This window comes from Halalkalibacter kiskunsagensis (assembly GCF_037027555.1).
GTDB classification, from domain to species: Bacteria; Bacillota; Bacilli; order Bacillales; family Bacillaceae_D; genus Halalkalibacter; species Halalkalibacter kiskunsagensis.
Genome location: NZ_JAXBLX010000017.1, coordinates 1 through 25,339 on the forward strand (window position 1 = coordinate 1; position 25,339 = coordinate 25,339).

General features: G+C 37.6%; 27 protein-coding genes. 20 read left to right on the plus strand and 7 right to left on the minus strand.

What is annotated here, in order from left to right; all coding sequences use genetic code 11:
• Positions 1 to 117: 117 nt before the first annotated feature.
• From SLH51_RS11425 to SLH51_RS11435, 3 genes are all read right to left on the minus strand, one after another.
• Positions 118 to 1,473, minus strand: coding sequence for a sodium-dependent transporter (locus SLH51_RS11425; RefSeq protein WP_335961392.1), 1,356 nt, complete (start codon positions 1,471 to 1,473; stop codon positions 118 to 120).
• A 145-nt stretch (positions 1,474 to 1,618) separates the two neighbouring features.
• Positions 1,619 to 2,494: a zinc metalloprotease HtpX gene (htpX, locus tag SLH51_RS11430; RefSeq protein WP_335961491.1), complete on the minus strand. Its 876-nt coding sequence runs from the start codon at positions 2,492 to 2,494 to the stop codon at positions 1,619 to 1,621.
• A 21-nt stretch (positions 2,495 to 2,515) separates the two neighbouring features.
• Positions 2,516 to 3,067, minus strand: coding sequence for a LemA family protein (locus tag SLH51_RS11435; protein WP_335961393.1), 552 nt, complete (start codon positions 3,065 to 3,067; stop codon positions 2,516 to 2,518).
• Positions 3,068 to 3,276: 209 nt separating this feature from the next.
• On the opposite strand from SLH51_RS11435, the gene iadA reads away from it, so the two are divergent.
• The 10 genes from iadA (at position 3,277) to SLH51_RS11485 (ending at position 13,523) form a co-directional block, all read left to right on the plus strand.
• Positions 3,277 to 4,446, plus strand: coding sequence for a beta-aspartyl-peptidase (gene iadA, locus SLH51_RS11440; protein ID WP_335961394.1), 1,170 nt, complete (start codon positions 3,277 to 3,279; stop codon positions 4,444 to 4,446).
• Between the two features lie 296 nt (positions 4,447 to 4,742).
• Positions 4,743 to 5,888 (plus strand): acyl-CoA dehydrogenase family protein, encoded by a 1,146-nt coding sequence (locus SLH51_RS11445; protein ID WP_335961395.1) that lies wholly within the window; start codon positions 4,743 to 4,745, stop codon positions 5,886 to 5,888.
• A 15-nt stretch (positions 5,889 to 5,903) separates the two neighbouring features.
• On the plus strand, positions 5,904 to 7,247 hold the full coding sequence (locus SLH51_RS11450) for an acetyl-CoA carboxylase biotin carboxylase subunit (RefSeq protein ID WP_335961396.1): 1,344 nt from the start codon (positions 5,904 to 5,906) through the stop codon (positions 7,245 to 7,247).
• Positions 7,248 to 7,252: 5 nt separating this feature from the next.
• Positions 7,253 to 7,468, plus strand: coding sequence for an acetyl-CoA carboxylase biotin carboxyl carrier protein subunit (locus SLH51_RS11455; RefSeq protein ID WP_335961397.1), 216 nt, complete (start codon positions 7,253 to 7,255; stop codon positions 7,466 to 7,468).
• A gap of 25 nt (positions 7,469 to 7,493) precedes the next feature.
• Positions 7,494 to 8,414 carry a hydroxymethylglutaryl-CoA lyase gene (locus SLH51_RS11460; RefSeq protein WP_335961398.1) on the plus strand — a complete coding sequence of 307 codons (921 nt, stop codon included), beginning with the start codon at positions 7,494 to 7,496 and terminating at the stop codon, positions 8,412 to 8,414.
• The gene (locus tag SLH51_RS11465) at positions 8,411 to 9,190 is read left to right on the plus strand and encodes an enoyl-CoA hydratase (RefSeq protein ID WP_335961399.1); all 780 of its coding nucleotides are present in this window, start codon (positions 8,411 to 8,413) and stop codon (positions 9,188 to 9,190) included. The genes SLH51_RS11460 and SLH51_RS11465 overlap by 4 nt, the downstream gene beginning before the upstream one ends.
• A gap of 11 nt (positions 9,191 to 9,201) precedes the next feature.
• Positions 9,202 to 10,731, plus strand: a complete 1,530-nt coding sequence (locus SLH51_RS11470; RefSeq protein WP_335961400.1) for an acyl-CoA carboxylase subunit beta — start codon at positions 9,202 to 9,204, stop codon at positions 10,729 to 10,731.
• Positions 10,732 to 10,867: 136 nt separating this feature from the next.
• Positions 10,868 to 12,811, plus strand: coding sequence for an AMP-binding protein (locus SLH51_RS11475; protein WP_335961401.1), 1,944 nt, complete (start codon positions 10,868 to 10,870; stop codon positions 12,809 to 12,811).
• Between the two features lie 192 nt (positions 12,812 to 13,003).
• Entirely contained in the window at positions 13,004 to 13,213 is a 210-nt protein-coding gene (locus SLH51_RS11480; RefSeq protein WP_034631054.1) for an alpha/beta-type small acid-soluble spore protein, read from the plus strand.
• Between the two features lie 64 nt (positions 13,214 to 13,277).
• Complete coding sequence (locus tag SLH51_RS11485; protein WP_335961402.1) at positions 13,278 to 13,523, plus strand: hypothetical protein; 246 nt, start codon at positions 13,278 to 13,280, stop codon at positions 13,521 to 13,523.
• A 79-nt stretch (positions 13,524 to 13,602) separates the two neighbouring features.
• On the opposite strand, the gene SLH51_RS11490 is transcribed toward SLH51_RS11485, so the two are convergent.
• Genes SLH51_RS11490 through SLH51_RS11500 form a run of 3 tightly spaced genes read right to left on the minus strand, consistent with a single transcriptional unit; the run spans position 13,603 to position 14,559 of the window.
• Complete coding sequence (locus SLH51_RS11490) at positions 13,603 to 13,773, minus strand: hypothetical protein (protein ID WP_390184065.1); 171 nt, start codon at positions 13,771 to 13,773, stop codon at positions 13,603 to 13,605.
• 51 nt (positions 13,774 to 13,824) lie between these two features.
• Entirely contained in the window at positions 13,825 to 14,031 is a 207-nt protein-coding gene (locus SLH51_RS11495) for a DUF5342 family protein (protein ID WP_335961404.1), read from the minus strand.
• A gap of 60 nt (positions 14,032 to 14,091) precedes the next feature.
• Positions 14,092 to 14,559, minus strand: a complete 468-nt coding sequence (locus tag SLH51_RS11500) for a hypothetical protein (RefSeq protein ID WP_335961405.1) — start codon at positions 14,557 to 14,559, stop codon at positions 14,092 to 14,094.
• A gap of 137 nt (positions 14,560 to 14,696) precedes the next feature.
• Between SLH51_RS11500 and SLH51_RS11505 the strand changes: the two genes are divergently transcribed.
• Positions 14,697 to 15,836, plus strand: coding sequence for a DUF445 domain-containing protein (locus SLH51_RS11505; protein ID WP_335961406.1), 1,140 nt, complete (start codon positions 14,697 to 14,699; stop codon positions 15,834 to 15,836).
• 107 nt (positions 15,837 to 15,943) lie between these two features.
• Positions 15,944 to 16,294 (plus strand): YlbF/YmcA family competence regulator, encoded by a 351-nt coding sequence (locus tag SLH51_RS11510; protein ID WP_335961407.1) that lies wholly within the window; start codon positions 15,944 to 15,946, stop codon positions 16,292 to 16,294.
• A 41-nt stretch (positions 16,295 to 16,335) separates the two neighbouring features.
• Here the strand turns inward: SLH51_RS11510 and SLH51_RS11515 are convergent, their stop codons facing one another.
• Positions 16,336 to 16,521: a hypothetical protein gene (locus SLH51_RS11515; RefSeq protein WP_335961408.1), complete on the minus strand. Its 186-nt coding sequence runs from the start codon at positions 16,519 to 16,521 to the stop codon at positions 16,336 to 16,338.
• Between the two features lie 178 nt (positions 16,522 to 16,699).
• Here SLH51_RS11515 and SLH51_RS11520 point away from each other — a divergent pair, with 178 nt between their 5' ends.
• The 8 genes from SLH51_RS11520 (at position 16,700) to SLH51_RS11555 (ending at position 25,163) form a co-directional block, all read left to right on the plus strand.
• Complete coding sequence (locus SLH51_RS11520) at positions 16,700 to 17,542, plus strand: Cof-type HAD-IIB family hydrolase (RefSeq protein WP_335961409.1); 843 nt, start codon at positions 16,700 to 16,702, stop codon at positions 17,540 to 17,542.
• Between the two features lie 281 nt (positions 17,543 to 17,823).
• Positions 17,824 to 19,668 (plus strand): LTA synthase family protein, encoded by a 1,845-nt coding sequence (locus SLH51_RS11525; RefSeq protein ID WP_335961410.1) that lies wholly within the window; start codon positions 17,824 to 17,826, stop codon positions 19,666 to 19,668.
• 191 nt (positions 19,669 to 19,859) lie between these two features.
• Positions 19,860 to 20,132 carry a hypothetical protein gene (locus SLH51_RS11530; protein ID WP_335961411.1) on the plus strand — a complete coding sequence of 91 codons (273 nt, stop codon included), beginning with the start codon at positions 19,860 to 19,862 and terminating at the stop codon, positions 20,130 to 20,132.
• 29 nt (positions 20,133 to 20,161) lie between these two features.
• On the plus strand, positions 20,162 to 20,926 hold the full coding sequence (yidC, locus tag SLH51_RS11535; RefSeq protein WP_335961412.1) for a membrane protein insertase YidC: 765 nt from the start codon (positions 20,162 to 20,164) through the stop codon (positions 20,924 to 20,926).
• A gap of 192 nt (positions 20,927 to 21,118) precedes the next feature.
• Entirely contained in the window at positions 21,119 to 21,571 is a 453-nt protein-coding gene (locus tag SLH51_RS11540; protein WP_335961413.1) for a hypothetical protein, read from the plus strand.
• A 329-nt stretch (positions 21,572 to 21,900) separates the two neighbouring features.
• Positions 21,901 to 22,584, plus strand: coding sequence for a response regulator transcription factor (locus tag SLH51_RS11545; RefSeq protein ID WP_335961414.1), 684 nt, complete (start codon positions 21,901 to 21,903; stop codon positions 22,582 to 22,584).
• On the plus strand, positions 22,581 to 23,954 hold the full coding sequence (locus SLH51_RS11550; RefSeq protein WP_335961415.1) for a sensor histidine kinase: 1,374 nt from the start codon (positions 22,581 to 22,583) through the stop codon (positions 23,952 to 23,954). Before SLH51_RS11545 ends, SLH51_RS11550 begins: the two co-directional genes overlap by 4 nt.
• Before the next feature lie 219 nt (positions 23,955 to 24,173).
• The gene (locus SLH51_RS11555) at positions 24,174 to 25,163 is read left to right on the plus strand and encodes a LacI family DNA-binding transcriptional regulator (protein WP_335961416.1); all 990 of its coding nucleotides are present in this window, start codon (positions 24,174 to 24,176) and stop codon (positions 25,161 to 25,163) included.
• The last annotated feature ends 176 nt before the right edge of the window (positions 25,164 to 25,339 follow it).

The window sequence follows — 25,339 nt, forward strand, 5'->3', positions numbered from 1 at the left end:
CCCTATTCAATATAGGAATCATCTTCTAGTTGCTTAATCTCTTTTTTTATTGTGTCCTTGACATAGGTGCCAGTTTATTTTGGACAGCCTCTTTCTTAATGAACAGCTTTTTGTTTATTAAAATAAACCAATTGAACTTAAGAAAACTAGGAAAATAGCAATTGGTGCTAAAAAGCGTAATAAGAATAACCAAAGATGACCTAATGTTGTATCTCCGAAATCAGACTCACGTAATGCATCTGCTTTCTTCCATCCCCAGCCCATAAATAGAGCGATAACAAGACCACCTAGTGGTAGGAAGATATTTGAGGCAATAAAGTCAAATGAATCAAGAATGTCACGTTCTCCAATAATTTGAATATGTGACAAAACTCCTTGCCCAAGTGATGAAGGAATTCCTAAAGCGAAAATGATTGAACCGACAATAATAGTTGCTTTTTTTCTAGACCATGAAAACTTTCGAATAAAATAAGCTACTGCAACTTCTAATAATGAAACAGCTGAAGAAAGAGCTGCAGCTGCAAGAAGGAAGAAGAAGAGCAACCCAAAGATTCCACCAAAGGCAATGCTATCAAATACGTCGGGCATGATCATGAAGACTAGGCCAGGACCAGAGCTTGGATCCATTCCTAATGCAAATACAGCAGGGAAAATCATAATACCTGCAATGATTGCAAAAAGTGTGTCTAGGCTGGCAACACTCAAGGCTGCACCAGGAAGGCGTTCCTTGTTTGAAAGGTAACTTCCGTAGGTGATAAGTGCCCCCATTCCTAAACTAAGGGAGAAAAAAGCTTGACCTAAAGCAGCTAAATAAATACTTGGATCAGCCAATGCACTCCAGTCAGGAGTAAATAAGAATGCTAATCCTTCTTGTGCTCCTCCAAGAGTTAAACTATAAACAGATAATGCAATAAGTAAGATACCTAATAATGGCATTAAGATTTTGTTTGAGCGCTCAATTCCCTTTTTAACTCCAACAAAGACAATTCCAACGGTTAGTGCCATAAATAATAATTGCCAGAAAAGCGGTTGAACAGGATTTGTAATAAATGAAACGAAGAAGCCATCATATCCATCTGCAGGTCTTGTCCACAGTCCACCTGTTAAGTAATTGACGAAATAGTAAGAAATCCACCCAGCTATTACGCCGTAAAAAGATAAAATTATAAAAGCAGCTCCAACCCCTAATAAACCGGCTATTTTCCATGGTTTACCCGGTGCTAGTTTTTCAAAAGAACCAACCGCATCACTTTGCGCTTTTCGCCCTATTGTAAATTCTGCCATAATAATCGGAATACCGATTAATAAAATAAATGCGAGATAAATAAGTAGGAAGGCAGCTCCACCATTTTCTCCTGTAACATATGAAAAGCGCCATACGTTTCCTAAACCTACAGCTGAGCCCATTGCAGCTAAAATAAATCCTAGCCTAGATGCCCACTGTTCACGTCCTGTTTCGTGCTTTAGTGACACAACGTGTTCCTCCTTTAAAAAAGTAAAATGTTTTGTGGATATACTATATCACACTAAATTAAAAATGAATAGTAAATTTTCTGACAATGCAGTTGGATTATTAAAGGGAGCAAAAAACAGGCTGACTCTTAAGCTTCGAGTCAACCTACATATTATGAAGTCGTCGAATCCGTTCTTGTGGATTCGGGTGCGTGGAAAAAAGGTTTGCTGCTTTCTTTTTTAGTGGGTCTGCAAAATAAAGAGGGGCAGCCGTACTGGATGCTTCACGTACAGGGGTGTCTATTCCTGTTATGGTTTGCAGGGCAGAAGCAAGAGCATAAGGATTCCTTGTAAGTTCAATCGCACTTGCATCAGCTAAAAATTCTCGGTTCCGAGAAATGGCTAAACGTATGAGTGTTGCAACAAATGGAGCAAGAACTAGAAGCAATAAAGCGACAATTAACATCGCTGGATGTTGCTTTTGATTGCGATTTCTCCGAGAAAAAAGCATCATTCTTGCGCCTAAGTCACTAAGTATCGCAACGGCTGAGACAAGAGCAACGGCAATTGTTGCTAAACGGATGTCGAAGTTGCGAATATGTGCAACTTCATGAGCCAATACCCCTTCTATTTCTTCGCGATTCAGTCGGCTCATTAAACCAGTTGTGACGGCAACAGCACCTTTTTGGGGAGATGTTCCCGTAGCGAATGCATTTGGGCTATGATCTTGAATGATGAAGATCTTTGGCATCGGGATACGGGCTGCCATAGCAAGGTTTTCAACAGTATGCCACAAAAAAGGGGCATCCTTTTTTGATGTTACTTCCTTTGCAAGATTCATTTTCATCACGACATTTGTACTCGATGTAAGCATTACAATAGTATAGACACCGCCAATGATAGCAGCAAGTATCATCCCACTATAATAATTTCCCGATGTAAGGTAGGTGAGAGCGGCCCCAACAGCTAAGACAAATAGGATAAAACCTGTAACGATGAACAGGGTGTTACGCTTGTTTCGTTCGATTTGTTTATAGAGAATCATTAAAATATCCTCATTTCGTTAAAACTGTACTTTCACATTTTCACGTTCTTCTGCTGGAATTTCTAACATATCTCGTCTTGTGAAATTATGGACAGAAGCGACAATATTGGTTGGGATTGACTGAATTTTTGTATTGTATTCCATGACCGTTTTGTTATAGAGCTGACGTGCGTAGGCAATTTTGTTTTCTGTTCCAGAAAGTTCCTCTTGGAGTATGTTAAAATTATTGCTTGCTTTTAAGTCTGGATAGGCTTCCCGCAGAGCGAATAATTGACGCAATGCTCCTGATAATTCATTATTTGCTTCAATTTGTTCTTGACGGCTGTTTCCAGGAGCTGTAATTTGGTTTCGGAGTTCAACGACTTTAGCAAGTGTTTCTTGTTCATGTTTGGCATAGCCTTTCACTGTCTCGACAAGGTTGGGAATTAAGTCGAAGCGTCGTTTCAGTTGGACATCAATTTGAGCCCATGATTCTTCAACCAAATTCCGATATTTTATAAGACTATTGTAACTAGCAATCCAAAATAAAATAAGGACAACGATTAATCCAATTGCGATCAGAAATCCCATATTTGATCTCCTTTCAAGTGTGGTCTGTTGTATATACGTAATTTGAATTGCAGAAGTTTCAATCTAGGATAGTATTTACAGAATATTTATGTTTTATTGGACCTAGAAGTTGAAAGAAAAGTGAATGCCAATAACTAGTGAATTATAGAGATCGATCATCGTATGATAATTTTGTTATACTGATGAAAAAAATGAATTGGAGTGGTGACATGCTTACCATTATTAAGCAACCTGAGGTGTATTCACCCGATTATAAGGGAAAGAAAGATATATTAATTGCCGGAGAAAAAATCATTGCAATCGAAGAATATATTGATTGTTCTTCATTATCGATAGATGTGCATGTTGTCGATGGGAAGAATAAGTTGGTTGTTCCCGGCTTTATTGATAGCCATGTTCATATTATTGGTGGGGGTGGGGAAGGCAGTTATAAAACACGTACGCCTGAACTAATGCTTAGTCAAGCAACCTTAGCTGGAGTAACGACAATTGTTGGCGTAATTGGTACAGATGGGACGAGTCGAACAATGCCAGATCTCATTGCAAAGGCAAAAGGGTTAAACGAGGAAGGTATTACGTGTTATGTACATACTGGATCTTATCAAGTTCCAATCAAATCGATGACTGGATCGATTCAAAGTGACTTTATGCTGATCGAACAAATTATTGGAGTTGGTGAGGTGGCTATTAGTGACCATCGTTCTTCTCAACCGACTGTGGACGAATTGAGTAGGATTGCAGCAGAAGCGAGAGTCGGAGGAATGCTGTCAGGAAAAGCTGGAATTGTCAACGTGCATGTTGGAGATAGTCAAGATAAATTAACGCTTCTTGAAAAAGTGATTGATTCAACAGACATTCCGATTACTCAATTTATCCCTACGCATATGAATCGAACTATTGATTTATTTAACGCTGGAATCAAGTATGCTAAAAAGGGTGGGTATCTAGACTTTACAACAAGTACGATTCCAAAGTTTTTGGATGAAGGAGAAATAAAATGTAGTAAAGCATTGAAAGTTCTATTGGAAAAAGGGATTTCCCTTCAACAAATTACATTCACATCCGACGCACAAGGGAGCTTACCGGCATTTGATGATCAAGGGAAATTTATCGGCTTACAAATTGGCGATATGAAGTCTCTATTCAGTGAGGTCCGGGATGCGGTTCTGCAGGAAGAAGTTTCATTAGAACAAGCTTTACATGTAATAACGAAAAGTCCAGCCAATGCACTGAAACTAAACGGAAAGGGAGAGCTGAAAATTGGGAATGATGCTGATCTCGTTTTATTATCTCAGGACCTCGAGATTGAGACTGTGGTTTCCAGAGGACAAGTAATGGTTGAAGGTGGAACGGCTGTGGTAAAGGGGACATTTGAATAAAGACATAGAGTCTTCGCTGAAAAATTAAAGTGTGAGTTTCGGTCATAAAGATAATAAATCGCAATAGCAGAGAGTGACGTCATTTAGATCCTTAGTGAGAGAAGAATAATTTCTCAAGTAGGGATAAAGGTATACGTCACTCTTTTGTATGTTTGGGGTAAACATCATAATGAATCATTCGTACTATTATTTGGCAACGCTTACATTATTGTCATGTCATACATGAAACCAACGTATAGTAGGATTAGGTACATTGAAGTGAGCGGTCGCTCATGATAATCGAAGGGGGAAAGTGCATGAATTTCGAGTTAACAAAGGAACAGAGGATCGTTCAGGATATGGTTCGAAATTTTGCTCGAAGTGAAATAGCCCCACATGCTGCAAGCTGGGATAAAACGTCAACATTTCCTAAAGACGTTTTTATAAAGATGGGAGAGTTAGGTTTATTAGGTTTGCCTTTTCCTGAAGAGTACGGGGGGGCTGGGGCTGATACAATTACGTATGCAATCGCTGTTGAAGAGATCGGAAAAGCATGTGGAGGGACTGGGCTTAGTTATGCTGCTGCAGTATCACTTGGCGCGAGTCCAATCTATTATTTCGGTACAGAAGAGCAAAAACAAACTTATTTAGTACCACTTGCCAAAGGAGAAACGCTTGGATCCTTTGGTTTAACCGAACCGAACGCCGGATCAGATGCAGGGGGAACAAAAACGACAGCAATAGAAGAAGGCAATGATTATGTGATTAATGGTGAAAAGTGTTGGATTACAAATGCTGGCTATGCCAAATGTGTCATTGTAACAGCTGTTACAGGAATAACTGACAAAGGGAAAAAGAAAATATCAGCTTTTATTGTACCAACTGAGACAGAAGGTTTTCATATACGTTGTAATTACGAAAAAATGGGTGTGCGTGCTTCAAACACATGTGAATTAGTTCTGGATCAAGTAAGGGTCCCAAAAAAGAATTTATTAGGTGATGCCAATAAAGGATTTCATCAATTTCTCTATACATTAGATGGAGGCAGAATTTCCATTGCTGCTTTAGCTGTAGGGATCGCACAAGCAGCATTTGATAGAGCACTCGTATATGCAAAAGAGAGAAAGCAATTTGGGAAAAGTCTTTCGTCGTTTCAAGCTATTCAATTTAAACTTGCAGATATGGCGATGGAGATTGAGTTAGCTCGTAATATGGTGTTCAAAGCAGCATGGCTAAAAGACGAGCGAAAGCCATTTTCAAAAGAGGCAGCATTTGCGAAACTGTTTGCGTCAGAAACTGCTTCGAAAGTTTGCAATGAAGCCCTACAGATTCACGGCGGCTACGGGTATATGCGCGAGTATGAAGTAGAGCGTATGCTGCGCGATGCAAAGCTTTTAGAAATTGGAGAAGGAACTTCGGAGATACAGCGACTTGTCATTGCTAGAAAGTTAGGGTGTGTGTAAAGGGAGGTGGCTTAAATGTTTCGTCGAGTATTAATTGCCAATCGTGGCGAGATTGCTTTACGTATCATTCGAACATGTCAACAACTTGGAGTTACTACAATTGCTGTTTATTCAGACGCAGATAAAGATGCGCTTCATGTAAAAAGGGCTGATGAGGCATATCATATAGGTCCATCTAACGTACAGGAAAGCTATGTCAATATGGAAAAGATTATCGAGGTAGCAAAACAACACTATGCAGATGCCATTCATCCAGGTTATGGATTGTTATCTGAAAATGCTCACTTTGCAAGAAGATGTAACGAAGACGGTATAACGTTTATTGGCCCAAGTCCAGAGCTAATTGAACTAATGGGTGAGAAAGTAAAAGCACGAATAGCCATGAAAAAAGCAGGTTTTCCTGTAATACCAGGTATGGACACAGTTACGGAAAATGTTGAAGCGGTAGCTCAAGCAGCAAAGAAGATCTCCTATCCCGTAATGTTGAAAGCCTCAGCGGGAGGAGGGGGGATTGGAATGCAACTCGTTACCAATGAGGAGCAGCTAAGAAAAGCATTTTCAGCTAATCAAAAACGAGCAAAGATGTTTTTTGGAAATGGAGACATGTTTGTCGAGAAAGTCATTGAGCGCGCAAGGCATATTGAAATTCAAATCCTTGCAGATCATTACGGCAATACGATCCATCTCTGGGAAAGAGATTGCTCAGTGCAGAGAAGACATCAAAAGGTGATAGAGGAGTCCCCATCCCCTTTTCTAGATGAAACAATAAGTCAACAGATTGGTGAACTTGCTGTCAAAGCCGCAAAAGAACTTAGATATACAAATGCCGGTACAATTGAGTGCTTAGTGGATGAAAATCAGCAAATTTATTTTTTAGAAATGAACACACGTTTACAAGTGGAACACCCTGTAACAGAAGAAGTAATAGGGATTGATTTAGTTAAAGAGCAACTACGCATTTCAGCTGGAGAAAAATTGCTTCTTACACAACCACAAATTAAACGAGACGGTCATGCCATTGAAGTTAGAATTTATGCAGAGGATCCAAAAACCTTTTTACCTTCACCAGGTACTATTAGCAAATTAGAGCAACCTGACGGAAAATTTGTTCGTCATGAATGCTCGATCGAAGAAGGCAGTGTGGTTACTCCTTTTTATGATCCGATGATAGCGAAGGTGATTGTAAAAGGAAAAACAAGATCTGAGGCTATTGAAAAAATGGTAAATGCTTTAGGACAGTATCATATAGAAGGAATAAAAACGAACATTCCGATGCTTCATGAAGTACTTACACATCCAAATTTTCAAAAAGGAAAAGTGACAACGTCATTTGTGTCAGATTATTTAAATAAAGGATGATCATTATGCAAAACATTAAAACAACAATGGCTGGTAATGTATGGAAAATGTTAGTTTCTGTTGGAGATACAGTAATAAAAGGTCAGGAAATTGCGATTTTAGAGTCAATGAAGATGGAAATTCCGATTGAATCAACTGTAAGTGGAACGGTTCGTAATGTAGTGAGAGCTGAGGGGGACTTTGTTGACGAAGGGGAAGTTCTAGTTGAGCTAGATGATTAGACTCTAAGCGTTAGGAAGTGAAGAGTTGAATAAAGAAATTGACGTACGCATTTGCGAAGTAGGTCCAAGAGATGGGTTACAAAATGAACAAACACCGATTGATACGGCAAAAAAAGTAGCTTGGATTAATCAGCTAGTCGATACAGGATTAACATATATTGAACTGACCTCGTTTGTACATCCAAAATGGATTCCGGCTCTGAGTGATGCGCGTGAAGTGGTACGAGGAGTTAAGAGAAAACAAAATGTCACATTTGGAGCACTTGTTCCAAATGAACGAGGTCTTGAGAGAGCGTTAGAAGCAGGGGTTGATGAAATTGCTATTTTTTTATCTGCAAGTGAAACACATAACCGTAAGAATCTAAACCAATCAATTGATCAAACTTATACAACTTTACTAAAGGTCATAAATGAAGCTAAAAATGCCGGAAAGTCAATTAGAGGTTATATTTCCATGGTCTTTGGTTGCCCATTTGAAGGTCAGATCCATATTAATCAAGTTTCTTCTATTTCATATCGCTTAATGGAGATGGGGGTGAATGAGATATCGCTCGGGGATACGATTGGGATTGCGACTCCGAATCAAGTAGAAGACGTATTGAGACATGTTTCGAAACAAGTTCCACTAACAAACATTGCCCTTCATCCACACGACACAAGTGGTACAGCATTAGTTAATACGTTTGCTGCCTATAAAGTAGGCGTACGGGCGTTTGATGGATCTGTAGGGGGACTAGGGGGCTGTCCTTATGCACCTGGAGCAGCTGGGAACGTGGCAACTGAAGATATGGTTTTCATGTTTGAAGGGATGGGCGTAAAAACAGGCGTTCAGTTAGAAAAAGTGATTCAATGTGCTCAGTGGATTCAAAGTATAGTAAAAAGGAATTTACCAAGTCACCGTTTACAAATGGCTTTAGCTCATCAAAATAAAGGAGGTGTCAAATGAAGTCGCTACTAATTGAACAAAAAGGAAAAGGCGTTATTTTGGCAACTCTAAACCGTCCAGATCAGGCAAATGCTCTGTCATTGCAATTATTAAGAGAGCTAAATGATTTTCTATCAAGTATTGAAAATGCAACGAATGTAAGGGTTGTTATATTTACTGGGGCAAGCGATCGAGTATTTTGTGCAGGGGCAGATTTGAAGGAACGTAATGAGATGGATGAAAAAGAGGTTAGGTTTGCCGTTCAGAAAATAAGGATGACAATAAATAGGGTAGCTGCATTGAAAATCCCGACTATTGCAGCAATGAACGGAAGTGCGTTAGGTGGTGGACTCGAGCTGGCTTTAGCATGTGATTTACGAATTGGCTGTTCAACTGCTGATTATGGACTCCCGGAAACCTCTCTTGCCATTATTCCTGGGGCGGGAGGGACACAACGTCTATCTCGACTAATTGGAACGGGAAAAGCGAAAGAAATGATTTATACCGCTTCAAGAATATCAGGAACTGAAGCAAAGGAAGTTAAATTAGTGGAACATGTTGAAACGCAAGATGGTGTATTAAAGAAAGCCTTTGAATTAGCTGATTTAATAGCAAATAATGGGCCAATTGCGATTCGTCAAGCAAAGTATGCAATTGATTTAGGATTGGAAGTGGATATGCAAACAGCTCTTACAATAGAAAGAAATGCATATGAAAAAATAATCTCGACTAGAGATCGACAAGAAGGATTACTTGCCTTTCATGAAAAAAGAAAACCGACTTACAAAGGGGAATAGGAGGGAGAATTATGTCCTCTCGTAAAAAGTGGCAAGACAAGGTTGATTTGATTAAACAAGGTGGAGCTAGTAAGTACCATAAACTGAATGAATCAAAAGGGAAGTTATTTGTTCGTGAGCGCCTTGAGTTGTTATTTGATAAAGGCACAGAGGTTGAAGATGGCTTTTTTGCTAATGCATCAGTAGAAGGATTGCCCGCAGACGGTGTCGTGACTGGGATTGGGAAAATCAATGGGCAAACGGTTTGTGTGATGGCAAACGATTCCACTGTAAAAGCAGGTTCGTGGGGGGCGAGAACGGTTGAAAAGATCATTCGCATTCAAGAAACGGCCCAAAAGCTCCATGTTCCAATCCTTTATTTAGTCGATTCTGCAGGAGCTCGTATTACAGATCAAGTAGAGATGTTTCCTGGCAGAAGAGGAGCGGGACGGATTTTTTATAATCAAGTAAAACTTTCTGGCCACGTACCGCAATTATGTTTATTATTTGGCCCTTCTGCAGCGGGTGGAGCTTACATTCCAGCTTTTTGTGATGCCGTTATTATGGTTGAAGGCAATGCTTCTATGTACCTCGGCTCACCTCGAATGGCAGAAATGGTCATAGGAGAGAAAGTGTCTCTTGAAGAAATGGGTGGAGCTCGTATGCATTGTTCCATCTCAGGATGTGGAGATATGTTAGCGAGTTCAGAACATGAAGCAATAACACTTGCAAGAAGTTATTTAAGTTATTTTCCAGCCAGTTATAAAGAAGTCCCTGCTTTTTGTGAAGCAAAAGAAGTAAAGGCTTTTGCTTCTACAATTGATGATCTGATCCCATCAAATCAAAATACCCCATTTAATATGTATGAGTTAATAGAGCGACTGATCGATGATGATACTTTTTTTGAAATAAAGAAATTATTTGCTCCAGAGCTCATTACGGGATTTGCTCGTATTGATGGCCGGACGATAGGAATAATCGCTAATCAACCAAAAGCAAAAGGAGGAGTTTTATTTCACGATTCTGCTGATAAGGCAGCTAAATTTATCAGTCTATGCGACGCATATCATATTCCACTTTTATTCTTAGCAGATATACCCGGCTTTATGATTGGCACAAAAGTTGAGCGAGCGGGCATCATTCGACATGGAGCAAAAATGATAGCTGCGATGTCAGAGGCAACTGTTCCCAAAATTTCAGTTATCGTGCGAAAAGCGTATGGAGCTGGTTTATATGCAATGGCTGGTCCAGCATTTGAACCGGATTGTTGTTTAGCTCTTCCACAAGCTCAAATAGCTGTTATGGGTCCAGAAGCTGCAGTAAATGCTGTTTATGCAAATAAAATAGCAGAACTTCCTCAAGAAGAGCGAGCATCATTTATTAAGCAAAAGCGTGAGGAGTACAAAGAAGATATTGATATTTATCGGTTAGCTTCTGAAATGGTTATAGATGGAATTGTTCATGGTGATGACCTTCGCGATGAATTAATCAAACGGTTCGAAGCATATTCATCAAAAGAGGTACGTTTTACCGAAAGAAAGCATCCCGTTTATCCTGTGTAAGAGGTAATTCAAAGGGGTGTTCTTTTTCTTTTTGAACAGCCTCGGAGCAATCAGAGGAGCTGCTGCAATTTAACCATTGAAAACATTTAGATGAACAGAGAGACAAAGGAAGATGTAAATAGAAAGGGGTGTCTAGATGTCATTAGAAAATATTTGGATTCCTTCTTCTAATTTTATTCAAAACACAAGGTTGTATAAATGGATGAAAAAGCTTGGATTTACTGAGTATGAACTTTTTTACAAGAAATCAATTGAAGATCAACAGTGGTTTTGGAAGGAAGCTGAGAAAGAATTAGCGATTCCTTGGAGAGAAAAGTATGAAAAAGTACTAGATGTATCCAAAGGAAACGAATGGCCCATTTGGTACAAAGGTGGCAAGCTAAATGTAATTGACCTTGCTCTAGACAGGTGGGTGAAAAATCCAAAAGATGCATCAAAACATGCGTTAATTTGGGAAGGGGAAGATGGTACTTGTCTCAGTTATTCCTTTTTGGAAATTGCTGGTGAAGTAAACAACTTTGCAGGGGGACTAAGAAGATTAGGAGTTGCCCGTGGTGACGTTATAGCCCTATATATGCCAATGATTCCTGAAACCGTTATTGCTATTTTGGCCATATCGAAAATAGGTGCCATATATACACCTATTTTTTCTGGCTATGGAACTGAAGCGATAACGACACGTATTGAAGCATCAAAAGCAAAATTAGTGATAACAGCAGATGGATACAAACGAAATGGAAAAGATATATTCATGAAAGACGAACTCGACAAAGCCCTCTTAGGCTGTCCAAGCGTCAATCAAGTAATTGTTGTGCAACGGTTAAATATAAAGGTGAATTGGGTTAAAACACGGGATCATTATTGGACAGAATGTATGGAAGGCAGTACTTTGGAAGCAACGGAAGTAATGGACAGCAATGAACCTCTACTGTTGATTTATACCTCAGGGACGACTGGACGACCTAAAGGTTGCGTGCATACGCATAGTGGCTTTCCAATTAAAGCGGCTTTGGATGCAGCTATTGGCATGAATGTGACACAAGGAGACATTCTTTTTTGGTATACTGACATGGGTTGGATGATGGGGCCTTTTTTAGTATATGGAGGATTACTTAATGGGGCTAGTATTGTTTTATACGAAGGAAGTCCTGAATTTCCGAACCCAGATCGTTTGTGGAAGCTCATAGACGGTCATTCTGTCACACATTTAGGGATCTCCCCTACATTAATTCGTTCTCTTATGAAGCATGATGCATCATGGGTCGATCATCATCAGTTAAATACATTACGAGTAATTGCTTCGACTGGAGAGCCTTGGAATGATGATTCTTGGCTTTGGCTATTTAAACAGATAGGAAAAGAAAGATTACCCATCTTTAATTACTCTGGGGGAACAGAAATAGCTGGAGGGATTTTAGGTAATATTTTGATTCGACCAATTACACCAAGTACGTTTAATGCTGCTCTCCCTGGTATGGCAGCACAAGTTTATGATGATAGTGGAAAAGCGGTGAGAGATACAGTAGGTGAGTTAGTATTAACGAAGCCATGGGTTGGTATGACCAGAGGCTTTTGGAATGAACCTGACCGGTATAAACAAGCATACTGGTCTAGGTGGTGTGATACGTGGGTTCATGGAGATTGGGCAGTTGTTGACCAACAAGGATTTTGGAAAATTACTGGAAGGTCAGATGATACATTATCAATCGCTGGGAAACGCATGGGACCTAGTGAAATGGAAACCGTTCTAGTGAGTCATCGCGCAGTACATGAAGCTGCTGTAATTGGCGTTCCTGATTCTATTAAGGGAGAAATGGCTATTTGTTTTGTCGTATTAGTAGAAACTGTACTTGAAAAAGAACAAATTCGGCAAGAGCTTGTTTCTTATGTTACAAAAAAGATGGGAAAAGCTTTAAAGCCAAAAAGAGTGCATATTATTAGTGACCTTCCAAAAACGAAAAATGGGAAAATAATGCGTAGAATCATAAAAGCTGCTTATTTGCAGAAACAGTTAGGTGATGTTTCAGCTATAGAAAATCAGAAGGTGTTACAAGATATTTTTAAACTACAATCAGAATAAACGATTTCTTCAGAAGGTATGTAAGGCTACTCAAAGTCTCCATACCTTTTTTTGCGTTTAATAAGCCAAGGGATTGTATTTGATAAAGAAACGTAGCTAAGGTTGGGTAATTTCCATAAATTACCCAACCGATATTGTACATAACAAAAGCGATATTAACCACACTATAAGTACACAAGGAGGTGAGACACAATGGCAAGTAACAACAACAGCAATTCAAACCAATTGCTTGTACCTGGTGTACAACAAGCACTTGACCAAATGAAGTATGAAATCGCTTCTGAATTCGGTGTTAACCTTGGAGCAGACTCTACATCCCGTGCAAACGGATCTGTAGGTGGAGAGATTACTAAGCGCCTTGTTCAAATGGCTGAACAACAAATGGGCGGAACACAACAATAATAATAATTATGGATTGAAGGGGTGAGTTCGCTCACCCCTTCTTTATATGCAAGGAGAAATCGTTATGGGTATGTGTCCAATATGTAATGGAATGGTTACTTTAGAGGTCACTTGTCATGTCTGTCAACAGAATTTAATAGATTATGGAAGAATAATGGATTATTACGAAAAATATGATGCTTACTTACCAATTGATCTAACAAAAATGAGCAATGGGATTACAAGTGATTTAAAAGATGAAAAATGTCCACATTTTTTAACGTGTGATCAATGCGGAAGCTCATCCGTATATTTAGTAGAAGAGCAGTAAACAGAGGTTATGTGCTTCTGAGGATCTGATGAAAAAGAAGCTGTCTCAGACTCTTATGGGACAGCTTCTTGAATGGGAACTATTTAGTAGCAGGAGGGTCTTCTTCCTCTAAATTCCCGCGTGATTCTTCGATAATGCCAGATTGCAGACCGTGTGTTGTACCACCGCCAAGACCTTCATTAATCATGCGATCAACATCAACGAATTTTTTATCGCGTCCTTCATAATTGGACTCTTTTGGTTTTGCCAATTTTACCACCCCTTTAGTCTTAGAGTGGCTATGTGGTTCGTAATTATTCACTTAGTGTTGCTCATAAACGTGATATAGCATGAGATCGTGTATATGTGGCTCTAATTTCTTCTTACTTTCAGCTGTTAATACCGATTGTCCCCATTTGATATGCCCATTCTTATAATATGTTCCTGTAATAAATTGTCCATCATGAAAGAACGAAAACGACCACTCTCGCAGCGAGAGATTGCTTTTCCACTGAAAATGAGCTAACATAATCATCCTCCTTGAATGATAGCGTTTTCCATTATCATATCATGATGTCGGGGCTGAAAGTTATGCTTCTTTTTCAGTGATATCGTTTGTATGCCAATGTCCGCCTCCGAACCAAAAGTGAATTTGGTCATTTTCTGCTTTTAAATAAGCAAAACAAACGAGTCCAGCTTGAAGGGCAAATTTAATTTTTTGCTTATCATCATAATGGATTTTTGTATAACAAACACCAAGTTCATTGATCAATGATGTAAATAAATTTATTTGAATTTGTGTTTGTGAATATTTAGGAGCGATAATAAAGGCTGAATTTGTTGTTCCATAATCAGATACAACAGCAACAGCAATAATTTTCCCTTCCCAAAGTGCTAATTGTATACTTGTTCCAGGTTGATGAAGATGGTGTTTTTTTAATTGAAACAGCCAAGAATAACAGGAATCCGCCATTGTTTTATCATAACGTTTTACAAAGTTTAAAATAGGTCTACGGTATTGCTCCCAGTGGCGACTTTTAAGTGAAATGATCTTCATTTAAGGACCTCCTTTGACTATTGAGGAAACCTCGACTTTACATGCAGATAATAGTGAAACTAGCGGGGGATTAGCGACGTATCGTATACTATGTGATAGATGCCTAAATGGTGAATCAGTAAAGGAGTGTTAGTCATTTGCAAACGATAATATTAATAGGGTTTATGGTTGCAATCGGCGCTGTAATAGGTGGGTTGACGAATTCATTAGCAATTAAAATGTTATTTAGACCATATAAGGAAATGAAAATAGGTTCTTGGCGTGTTCCTTTTACTCCTGGACTCATTCCAAAAAGACATGATGAACTAGCTAGTCAGCTAGGTAAAATGGTTGTTGATTATTTAGTGACAGCTGAAGGTCTAGGTAAGAAATTGAAAAGTACTCATTTTACTAAAGGTATGATATCTTGGCTGCAAATAGAAGTAAGAAATATGCTGACTAGTAATAAAAGTGCGGCTTTATTAATTGAGCAGCACTTTGGAATGAAAAATTCTAAGCAGCTACTTCTAACGAAAACAGAAGAGATTGTACGTAATGGGTATAAGCAATTTTTGAATGTAAATAAAGAGGCGACATTAGAGCAACTACTACCAGAATCGTTACAAAAAAATGTAGAAGCTCATTTACCCAATGTCACTACCTACATTCTTGAACGTGGACATGCATTTCTTCAAAGTCCTGAAGGGAAAGAGAAAGTAAGCATAATGGTGGATCGTTTTTTGCTTACAAAAGGAACATTAGGGAATATGGTATCAATGTTTCTAGGAAACGAACGGTTGGTCGACAAGGTTCAACCAGAGCTTGTGAAATTTTTAAAAGATCAAGGAACAAATGAGCTCTTGCATAATTTACTCCAACATGAATGGGAAAAGGTCAAACAAAAAAAGCTCACGGATGTAGAGAGCTACTTGAATGAAGAAGAGATTGTTTCATGTATTGTAAGAACTGCTGACACTAATATTCCATTTTACGAATGGTTAGAACAACCGATGAGTGAGTGGAGCAGTATCTATCAAAATAATATTGAAAATAACTTAATTCCAAAATTTGTGAATGTGCTAGTTGATCTGTTATCCAATCATTTAGACGTATTGCTAGAGAAATTTCACCTTGATGATATTGTTCGTGAACAAGTTCAGGCATTTTCAGTTGAACGTTTGGAAGAACTTGTTCTGTCGATTTCGAAGCGTGAATTTAAAATGATTACGTATCTTGGGGCAGTACTAGGTGGAATCATTGGTCTTATTCAAGGTTTTATTGTTACAATGATTGGGTAATAATCAAGTAAGGACTGTAAATTTGCTTTAAATTCGTGTGAACGGGTGAAATGACAAAGCGAACATGTTATAGTCGATAGGACTAATTTTTTAGGAGGATTTACATAATGTCAAATGTTTACGATAAGGCCCATGAATTAAAAAGCACGCTTGCAGAGAGTGAAGAATTTACAACTTTAAAATCGCTACATGCCCAAATCAATGCGGATGAAATTGCAAAGAGAATGCTTGATAATTTCCGCAAGCTTCAACTTGAGCTTCAGCAAAAGCAAATGCAAGGGGTTCAAATCACAGAAGAGGAAGCACAGCAAGCACAACAACAATTTGAACTTGTTCAACAGCATGAGTTAATTTCTAAATTAATGGAAGCTGAGCAACGACTAAGCGTTATTATTGGTGATGTGAATAAAATTATTACAGAGCCATTAGAGGAAATTTACGGAAATCCAGAACAATAATAGTAGAAAGGATTAGCACAAATTATGTGCTAATCCTTTTTTTATTTTGACACTTTTTTCTTAATGATCATCGTAATGTGGAGAACGAAGCCTGCTAAAAGGCCAATGCTGATTGAAGCAAGAGTAGTCATAAGTACAGCCTTAGAATCAGGTTGATGCAATTGAGAGAAAGATAATAACAAAAAAAAGACAATAGGTAGTAGATAATAAGACAAAACTTGTTTCATATAAATCCCCTTAACGAACAATATTTTTTACAAATAGCATTAAGGTAAGTATAAAAAACATTTGACAGCACGTCTAGGTTCTAAGAAACGAGCTGTTCTCATAATCTTATTTATAAAGAGCAAGCCTATTAGTGGGAAAGCTTATTAGGGACAACACGAAGAAGGGGGACTTACGACTATGACTTACAAATTGCTAGCCCTAAACATCGATGGAACTGTATTAAAGTCAAATGCGCGTATAAGTAAACAAACGAAGGATGCAATTGAATATGTGAAGGAAAAAGGGGTGTATGTGACTCTTGCCACATCAAGGCCATTTCCATCAGCAAAAAAAATAGCAAAAGCGTTAAAAGTTGACGGGTTTTTAATTTCTAGTGATGGGGCATTTATTGCCAACGATACAGATGAACCAATCTTTGTTAGACGTTTAAAAGAAGAAAAGGCATTACAAATTGTCGATATACTAGAGCGCTATGATTGTCACATCCGTGTGTTACATGAAGCATTTTCTATTGGAAATAAAGTAAGACAACGTAATCATTTAATTGCAAAAATGACGATTGGTGTTGGTGATCCTCTCTTTTATCCAATTTCTTTTGTTGATTCAGTATGTGAACGATTAATGGAAGAACCAATCGCTCCACCCAAAATCCAAGTTCAATTCTTTGATGCCCACGAGCAAAAGAAAGCTGTTAGACAATTAGATGACATAGTTACGGGCATTAATATGTTTGAATCAGCTCCTGGGCGTTTGGAAATTGTTGGCACTGGGGTTTCAAAAGCAAGAGGATTACAAACATTGGGACAATATTTAGGGGTAGCTTCAAATGAAATGGTTGCGATTGGTGCACAGGAAACCGATGTTGAGATGATTAACCAAGTTGGTTTGGGTGTTGCCATGGGCAATGCGACAGAGTCGGTAAAAAACGTTGCAGATTGGTTAACAAGATCTAATGAACAAAATGGTGTATCCTATATGATAAAAGAAGTATTTAGAAAACAACTAAGAGTCCAATTATAGCGGGAAGGAGCATAAGGTCAGGTAAAGCATCAGCCAGTTTGGTTGATGCTTTCTTTATCTAGGGTGGAAAGGTACATATAAAAAGGAATTATTTGTTTGAATATATATTTACTATTGGCTGGACAGAAGCAAAAAGGTGAGTAATTTAACTCGAAAACTATTATCTGATTAGGCTGTGAATCTATTTTCCTGTTGACTTGTCACAAGAAAAGAATAATATATTATAAGGTATAGCAATTTTTTGTAAAATATTGTTTTCTTTTTGAGAGGAGTTAGCAAAAATGGATAGAATCAAAGCTGAGCTTGTTCGGCTAAAATTTATAATGTTAGCAGTCTTTTTTTTATGTACAAAGACTTATATAATTTACAAAATGGGGTTTCGCATTCAGTCTGAAAATTTCTTACAAGAGTTTTTACTCATTATTAATCCTTTAAGTTCAACTGTTTTATTAATTGGACTTAGCCTGTTTTTGGGCGGAAAGTCAAGAAATATAATGGTAATAATAACAAGTTTACTCGCAACATGTATCTTGTACTTTAACCTTATATACTTCCGCTTTTTTAGTGACTTTCTTACTTGGCCAGTATTATTCCAAACAAGTAATGCTCAAGACTTACAAAGAAGTATCACGGAATTAATTAAATTTTCAGATGTCCTATTGTTACTTGATATTGTCATTTTAACTTTCTTAGTTTTGAAAAATAACATACCGATTTATGCTAGAGGAAAGCGTGAGCCTGTTTTCCTTTTAGCTGTAACGGCATTGCTATTTTTTATTAATATTAGCATTGCTCAACTAGAACGACCGCAACTTTTAACTCGTGCGTTTGATCGTGAGATGCTAGTGAAAAATATTGGGATTATGAATTACCATGTATATGACGCATTTATTCAATCACAATCGAAAGCTCAACGAGTGTTTGCAGAAAGCTCCGATATTGATGAAGTACTTAGATATCGGAATGAAAATTACAAAGAACCAGATCCAGACATGAACGGGATAGCTAATGGGAAAAATGTTATTGTATTGTCATTAGAATCATTGCAAAGTTTTGTTATAAATGAATCGCTTAATGGTGAAGAAATTACTCCATTTTTAAACAGCTTGATTAAGGAGAGCTATTACTTTGATAATTTCTATCATCAAACTGCACAAGGGAAAACATCTGATTCTGAATTTTTAGTGGCCAACTCGTTATTCGGTAGAGATAGTGGTGCTGTGTTCTTTACTCATGCTGGAAATAAATTTAATAGCTTACCAGAAATCTTTAACGAGTCAGGGTATTATACGTCAGTCATGCATGCTAACAATAAAAGCTTCTGGAATCGTGACATGATGTACTTATCTCTTGGCTATAACAAATTCTTTGATATTAACTCTTACGATGTGAATGAAGAGAATTCAATAGGCTGGGGTCTAAAGGACAAGGATTTCTTCGAACAATCGATTGATCTGTTAAAATCACAACCAGAACCATATTATACGAAGTTTATTACGTTAACGAATCACTTTCCGTTTGAATTAGGAGAAGAGGATAAGCTGATTGAAGAATTTGATTCAAATAGTGGGACGTTAAATCGTTATTTTCCAACAGTTCGTTATATGGATCATGCAGTAGAAGTCTTTTTTGATCGATTAAAAGAAGAGGGAATGTATGAAGACTCAATCTTTATTTTATATGGAGATCATTACGGAATATCAGAATATCACCATAGAGCAATGAGCAAATTCTTAGGGAAAGAAGAATTAACACCCTTTGACCACGTTCAGCTACAAAGAGTACCGATGATCGTTCATATTCCGGGTCAAACGAATGAGGTCAATCATAGTGTATCAGGGCAAATTGATATAAAGCCGACGATTATGCACTTACTTGGAATGGACACAAAAGAAGACATTCAATTCGGTTCTGATTTATTTTCGCCAGACCGTCAATCATTTGCTGTACTTCGGGACCGAAGCTTTGTTACAGATGCCTTTGTCTATACAAAAGGGAGTTGCTATTTAAAAACAGATGGAACAGAAACCGATTTAGAGAACTGTGAGCCTTTTTTCGAGAAGGCAAATCTTGATTTGGACCTTTCAGATAAGATCTTATATGGTGATTTGTTGCGTTTTTATTAAACGTAATTGAGACCTTCATTGCATGATGAGGGTCTTTTTACATTTTTGATAAAAAATAGCATGTTGAAGCAAAGATTTTGTCCAAAGAATGAGCATAGAAAATGTTAGTGAAAGAAATGGCAAAAGCTGTTTTTGTTTAGCTCATGGTTATGTGATAAAATGAACATAACTAGTGAAGGAGGTGGTTGAGTATGGTTGAAATCATTTCGGATATGACGATGATATGGGTCAGTGTCTTTATAACAATGCTTTTTCTAGCTGCGTTTACGAAAGCGAATGTATTCTTAATTGAATGGGAGCTTCGTACAAATTGGAAGAGACAGCTTGTTAGTATGAAAGACAATGATCAGAAAACTCCATTTCTCGTCCACCATTGTACGAAATTATATAGACCAAAAATACCATCTCTTATCGATCATACGAATCAGGATGATGAAGATTCTATTCTTGTTGCTTTTTCATAACCGATGAAAAACAACAAGGAGGAAATTTTGTGAAAAAAATTGGAATTGCATTAGCATTATTAAGTTTAATCTTAGTTCTTACATCATGTGGAGCAGTTGAACAAGCTCCGATAACTGCAGAAACTGAAGGGATATGGAATCACTTCTTTATCTATCCAATGTCTTGGCTTATTATTTATGTAGCGGAACTTTTTAACGGTAGTTATGGACTTTCAATTGTCCTTGTTACAATTTTAGTTCGATTGGTTCTATTGCCGTTAGTACTAAAACAACAAAAGAGTTCAAGAGCAATGCAAGCACTTCGTCCAGAGATGGAGGAGTTACAAAAAAAGTATAAAAAAGACTCGAAACAAGATCCGAAAAAACAACAAGACATGCAAAAAGAGCTGTTTGCCCTTTATCAAAAAAATGGGGTAAATCCAATGGCGGGATGTTTACCACTGTTTGTGCAACTACCTGTCATGATGGCTTTTTATTTTGCGATTATGCGAACTGAACAGATTGCTTTTCATACTTTTTTATGGTTTGACTTAGGAAGCCCAGACCCATTGTATTTACTTCCGCTGATTGCTGGGATGACGACCTTCATCCAAGTGAAAATGACCTCAGCACAGTTAAATGATCAAATGAAGATCGTCATGTATATTATGCCGGTTATGATTATTGTCGCCGGAATTACTTTGCCATCAGCTCTATCTCTTTACTGGGTAGTTGGAAATTTGTTTATGATCAGCCAAACGTACTTTACTGTTACGCGTTTTGAACAACAAGCGGCACAGGTAAGTAAAACATAGCGTTTAATTGTAAAAGGACGTGACCCCTTATTGGTATGAGGGATCACATCCTTTTTTTGTTTTGATGGAATATAACGAATGCAAAGGAGTTTCGTTTTTCTTTAGAACAGTTTGAAGGAATGAACAGATTGTAAGCATTCACCCATTTTCATTTTTTGAATAGGCTAATGGTGAGATGAAGGAGGGGAATAAATGATGAATCAACTTTACAATATGAAATGTCAATGTCAACAATACTTAAATCAGCCTGTAACTTTACAAGTGAATGGGCAACCAAGTTATAGTGGAGTAGTCGAGCATGTGGATGATGAAAATGTCTATATTATGGTACCGGTAGATGAAACAGGGCAATATATGGATTTAGAACAACTGATGAACGGCTGGCAGAGCCAGTCAATGTATGATTATGGGCAAGGGGCAGATCATGCGTATGCTCATCAAGAGCAGCAACCAATGACTAGACACGGAGAATATGACCGTTATTATGCACCTGGATATTACCCATATTATCCAACTTACCCACCTTACGCATATTATCCTTACCCATATTATCCATACCCTTATGGACCGTACCCTCGTCCTATATGGTGGAACCGATTAATTTTACCACTTGCAGCATTAACAGCAATTGCTGCGCTTAGATAGAAATCAAGATCCAAAAAAAAAATCACTTAGACAATATTCGCATGATTTTAGAGAGTCTCAAAAGGCTTTACCCTTTTGAAACTCTTTAATTTTGTTTAAATGTCGTTTTTTAAGTTAGTACGTATTATTTTGAAAAATTTCCCCGGGAAATAGAGACTGGTATATTTCTTTGACGAATACACACTTTTAAGGTTTGATTGTGAGAAAAGTTGTAAATATATTAGATAGTAGCGGTTGCACTATCGGAAACTCGTTTCATCGATTAAAATAAGATACAATATTACATAGCGTAGTAATTTAGAGACGTACCTAATAAGGAGGAACGAGACATGAGTGAATATCTCGTCTATCTAGTAGAAGATGAAGAAAATTTATCGGAAGTATTAAAAGCATATTTAGAAAAAGAAGGATGGAAGGTTCGTGCCTTTCATGATGGTGATGTTGCTCGCGATGCCATTGCAGAAAAGCCACACCTTTGGATCCTTGATATTATGTTGCCAGGAACAGATGGTTATCAATTATTAAAAGCGATTAAGGAAGAAACTGACACACCAGTCATTTTTATTTCAGCACGAGATCAAGACCTTGATCGTGTATTAGGTCTTGAAATGGGAAGCGATGACTATTTAGCAAAACCATTTCTTCCTCAGGAGTTAATTATACGGGCGAAGAAATTATTAAATCGTGTTTATGGTATATCGACACAAGAACAAAAGAAAGTTGAGTTAAATCAATATACGATTGATCCAATTGGTCGAACAGTTGTAGACGAAGAGGCAGAAGGTGAGAAGCTTGTTGATTTAACAACGAAGGAAATGGATCTTATTTTGCTTCTTACAGGAGAGGTAGGAAAAGCATTTTCAAGGGAAAAGATTATCGAATATGTATGGGGAGAGAATTATTTTGGTTCCGAGAGAGCTGTTGACGATGTTGTTAGACGAGTCCGAAAAAAAATGCCGCGAGTTCATTTAGAAACGTTGTATGGCTATGGTTATAGGATCCTTTCTTCATGATTAAAGTGAATTTAACGCATCGGATTTGGCTTGCGTTTATTTCAATTATCGTTCTAGTGGGCTTATCAATCATTATTATTTATCCTATTTCGATTAAAGGTACGTTGACAGAAGAAACGTATCGTCTTATTGAACATGAACAAATAAGAAGTGCTTATCCATTACTCGACCTGCTAAACCCGAGAAACGAACATGATTTTACAGACCGCGAAGCAGGGAGAGTAGGTCACTTCTTTATCTATGATACATTAGGTCGTCCAGCAGAAGGGGCCCCTCCTCCAAAGGAAGTTTTGCAGGAAATGGCACAGAATGCTTACCGACAGGAAGTGAACCGTGGTCGTTATGAAATCCAATACGGAGGAGCGACTGTGTTTTATGTAATTGCTAAAGCGCAAATTGACGATTACCCGGCATTTCATATTTCATATATGTGGGATACGTATCGTGATCAAATGGTTAACCGCTTATGGGAACGTTTAGTGTATATTCTGCTTTTAACGAGTGGGCTGAGTCTATTGCCTGCAATTTGGTTAAAGCACTATTTGCGTCAACCTCTAATCGTTCTGGGAAATCATTTAGAACAAATCGCTAACCGTGATTGGAAGGAACCGTTAAAGTGGAAGGGCGATGAGGATTTTCAACGGTTGTCTGATCAGTTTGAAAGAATGAGGCAAAATTTAAATCTTTATGATCGTGCTCAAAAAACATTTATTCAACATGCTTCCCATGAACTGAAAACACCTATTATGGTTATAAAAAGTTACGCACATTCAGTTAAAGATGGGATATTGCCAAAAAAGAATATGGAACAAACGATGGACGTCATTATTGAAGAAGCAAACCGAATGGAACGACGAGTCATTGACATGTTGTATTATACGAAACTAGATTCACTAAAAGAAGAAAGTCCAAAGCATGAACAAATTGTCTTTGGGTCAATTGCTTTTCAAATTGAAGAGCGATTTCGAGTTCAGCGGGAAGATGTGAAAATCTTAGTAAGTGGTGCTGAAACTGAAATTTTTGGTGATCGTGAACAGCTTGAGGTCTTATTAGAGAATTTAGTAGAAAATGCACTTCGTTATGCCAAAGATACGATTTGGATGTCTGCTACTTCAACAGAGGACCAGATTATCATCAACGTTGAAAATAATGGAGAAGCGATTCCGGCCCATGATTTGCCACAATTATTTAATCCATTTTATAAAGGAAACAAAGGGAAATTCGGCCTTGGTCTTGCTATTGTTAAAAGAATTACCGAATTGCATGGCGGATATCCAAAGGTGGAAAACAGTAACGTTGGGGTTAAATTCTCAATCTATTTTCCAAAATACCGAAAAGACCAAAAACGAAAGAATAAGAAGATGGGATAAACCATCTTCTTTTTTTTTCGTATAGGGCTAGGAGTTAGTAAATTGTAATAATTAATAGTAACTTCTAGAAGGAATAGAACCCACTTGTGTTTTTCTTAGGCCAAGCACATTGCTTTTTAAGTAATTTTATAAAGTAGATAGACAGCTTATATAAGCATATGTATAATTTGAGTCAAAGCTAAGAGAATAAATTCTGATGAGAGTTAGAGGTGAGAAATAGTGAAGGTAACTATTAAAGATATTGCTAATATTTGTAGAGTGTCAGCTGGAACAGTGGATCGAGCACTTAATAACCGAACAGGGATTAGCGAGAAAACAAGAAAAAAGGTTCTAAAAGTAGCTGAGGAGATGAACTATCAACCCGATTATACGGCAAGAAGTCTTGTAATAGGAAAAACAATGACGATTGGGGTCGTCTTGTTTGATTTATATAACCGTTCCTTTGCTCAATTATTAAATGCGATTGAATTAAAAGCGAGAGAATTAGGCTATTTTGTTTATATTACTCTATCAGATAAAAAGCCGGAAAATGAAATCAACTGTATTGATTATTTAGTAAACCGAAAAGTTGATGGCATTATCCTATTTACAGTGAATCAGGGCGAGCAATTTGAATCTTATTTAAGCAAGTTTGATACTCCTATTATTACAATTTTTAATTATATTTCGGAAAAATGGGAGTATGTAGGGATTCGGGAGCGTCAAGCTATGAAAGAGGCGGTAGACTATATTGCTGGTGAAGGGTATCAAAAGTTTATTTATATTAGTCCACCTCTAGCGTATTTAGGTAAAACAAATATTTACACGCAAGAAGAAAGGCTGAGTGGTTTTTATGAAGGGCTAAAAAGAAATGATATTACCTCTAACCCACTTATTGTAAAGAACAGTGAGTATATTAAAGAGTTAGAAAACATAACGTTTAGCAAAGATGTAAAAGTAGCTATTGTCTGTTCGACGGATCTCTATGCACTAGAAGTAATGAATTATCTAAAGAAAAAAGGGTTAAATATTCCTGAACAGGTAGGAGTAATGGGTTTTGATGATATTGATATGTTAAAATACGTCACACCACGATTAACGACAGTTAAATACCCAATTGATGAAATTGGGAAAAGGTCTGTAGAAAGCATGGTTAATAAAATTAATTTTGGGGATTTTATATCGACTCCTTTGCTAGACTATGAAATTATTAAAGGTGAGTCTATCTAGATGTTGTCTGAAAATTTGAAAATGTGGTTGACGATTGTCGAGAAGGGTGTTACTGTTTAATTATATTAATCAACACTTTTTGTCTCATTTTGTTGAATGAGGGGGGAGAGTTAGCTTTTAGTTTAATATCGTGTACATACACGTGGAAGGAAAACCTTGGTGCTTTTTTCTAATGC

Coding starts and splice junctions, on each gene's coding strand:
- SLH51_RS11435 (WP_335961393.1), bottom strand. CDS start 3,067: ATGGGATTTCTGATCGCAATTGGATTAATCGTTGTCCTTATTTTATTT.
- iadA (WP_335961394.1), top strand. CDS start 3,277: ATGCTTACCATTATTAAGCAACCTGAGGTGTATTCACCCGATTATAAG.
- SLH51_RS11445 (WP_335961395.1), top strand. CDS start 4,743: ATGAATTTCGAGTTAACAAAGGAACAGAGGATCGTTCAGGATATGGTT.
- SLH51_RS11450 (WP_335961396.1), top strand. CDS start 5,904: ATGTTTCGTCGAGTATTAATTGCCAATCGTGGCGAGATTGCTTTACGT.
- SLH51_RS11455 (WP_335961397.1), top strand. CDS start 7,253: ATGCAAAACATTAAAACAACAATGGCTGGTAATGTATGGAAAATGTTA.
- SLH51_RS11465 (WP_335961399.1), top strand. CDS start 8,411: ATGAAGTCGCTACTAATTGAACAAAAAGGAAAAGGCGTTATTTTGGCA.
- SLH51_RS11470 (WP_335961400.1), top strand. CDS start 9,202: ATGTCCTCTCGTAAAAAGTGGCAAGACAAGGTTGATTTGATTAAACAA.
- SLH51_RS11475 (WP_335961401.1), top strand. CDS start 10,868: ATGTCATTAGAAAATATTTGGATTCCTTCTTCTAATTTTATTCAAAAC.
- SLH51_RS11480 (WP_034631054.1), top strand. CDS start 13,004: ATGGCAAGTAACAACAACAGCAATTCAAACCAATTGCTTGTACCTGGT.
- SLH51_RS11485 (WP_335961402.1), top strand. CDS start 13,278: ATGGGTATGTGTCCAATATGTAATGGAATGGTTACTTTAGAGGTCACT.
- SLH51_RS11495 (WP_335961404.1), bottom strand. CDS start 14,031: ATGTTAGCTCATTTTCAGTGGAAAAGCAATCTCTCGCTGCGAGAGTGG.
- SLH51_RS11500 (WP_335961405.1), bottom strand. CDS start 14,559: ATGAAGATCATTTCACTTAAAAGTCGCCACTGGGAGCAATACCGTAGA.
- SLH51_RS11510 (WP_335961407.1), top strand. CDS start 15,944: ATGTCAAATGTTTACGATAAGGCCCATGAATTAAAAAGCACGCTTGCA.
- SLH51_RS11515 (WP_335961408.1), bottom strand. CDS start 16,521: ATGAAACAAGTTTTGTCTTATTATCTACTACCTATTGTCTTTTTTTTG.
- SLH51_RS11520 (WP_335961409.1), top strand. CDS start 16,700: ATGACTTACAAATTGCTAGCCCTAAACATCGATGGAACTGTATTAAAG.
- SLH51_RS11525 (WP_335961410.1), top strand. CDS start 17,824: ATGGATAGAATCAAAGCTGAGCTTGTTCGGCTAAAATTTATAATGTTA.
- SLH51_RS11530 (WP_335961411.1), top strand. CDS start 19,860: ATGGTTGAAATCATTTCGGATATGACGATGATATGGGTCAGTGTCTTT.
- SLH51_RS11540 (WP_335961413.1), top strand. CDS start 21,119: ATGATGAATCAACTTTACAATATGAAATGTCAATGTCAACAATACTTA.
- SLH51_RS11545 (WP_335961414.1), top strand. CDS start 21,901: ATGAGTGAATATCTCGTCTATCTAGTAGAAGATGAAGAAAATTTATCG.
- SLH51_RS11550 (WP_335961415.1), top strand. CDS start 22,581: ATGATTAAAGTGAATTTAACGCATCGGATTTGGCTTGCGTTTATTTCA.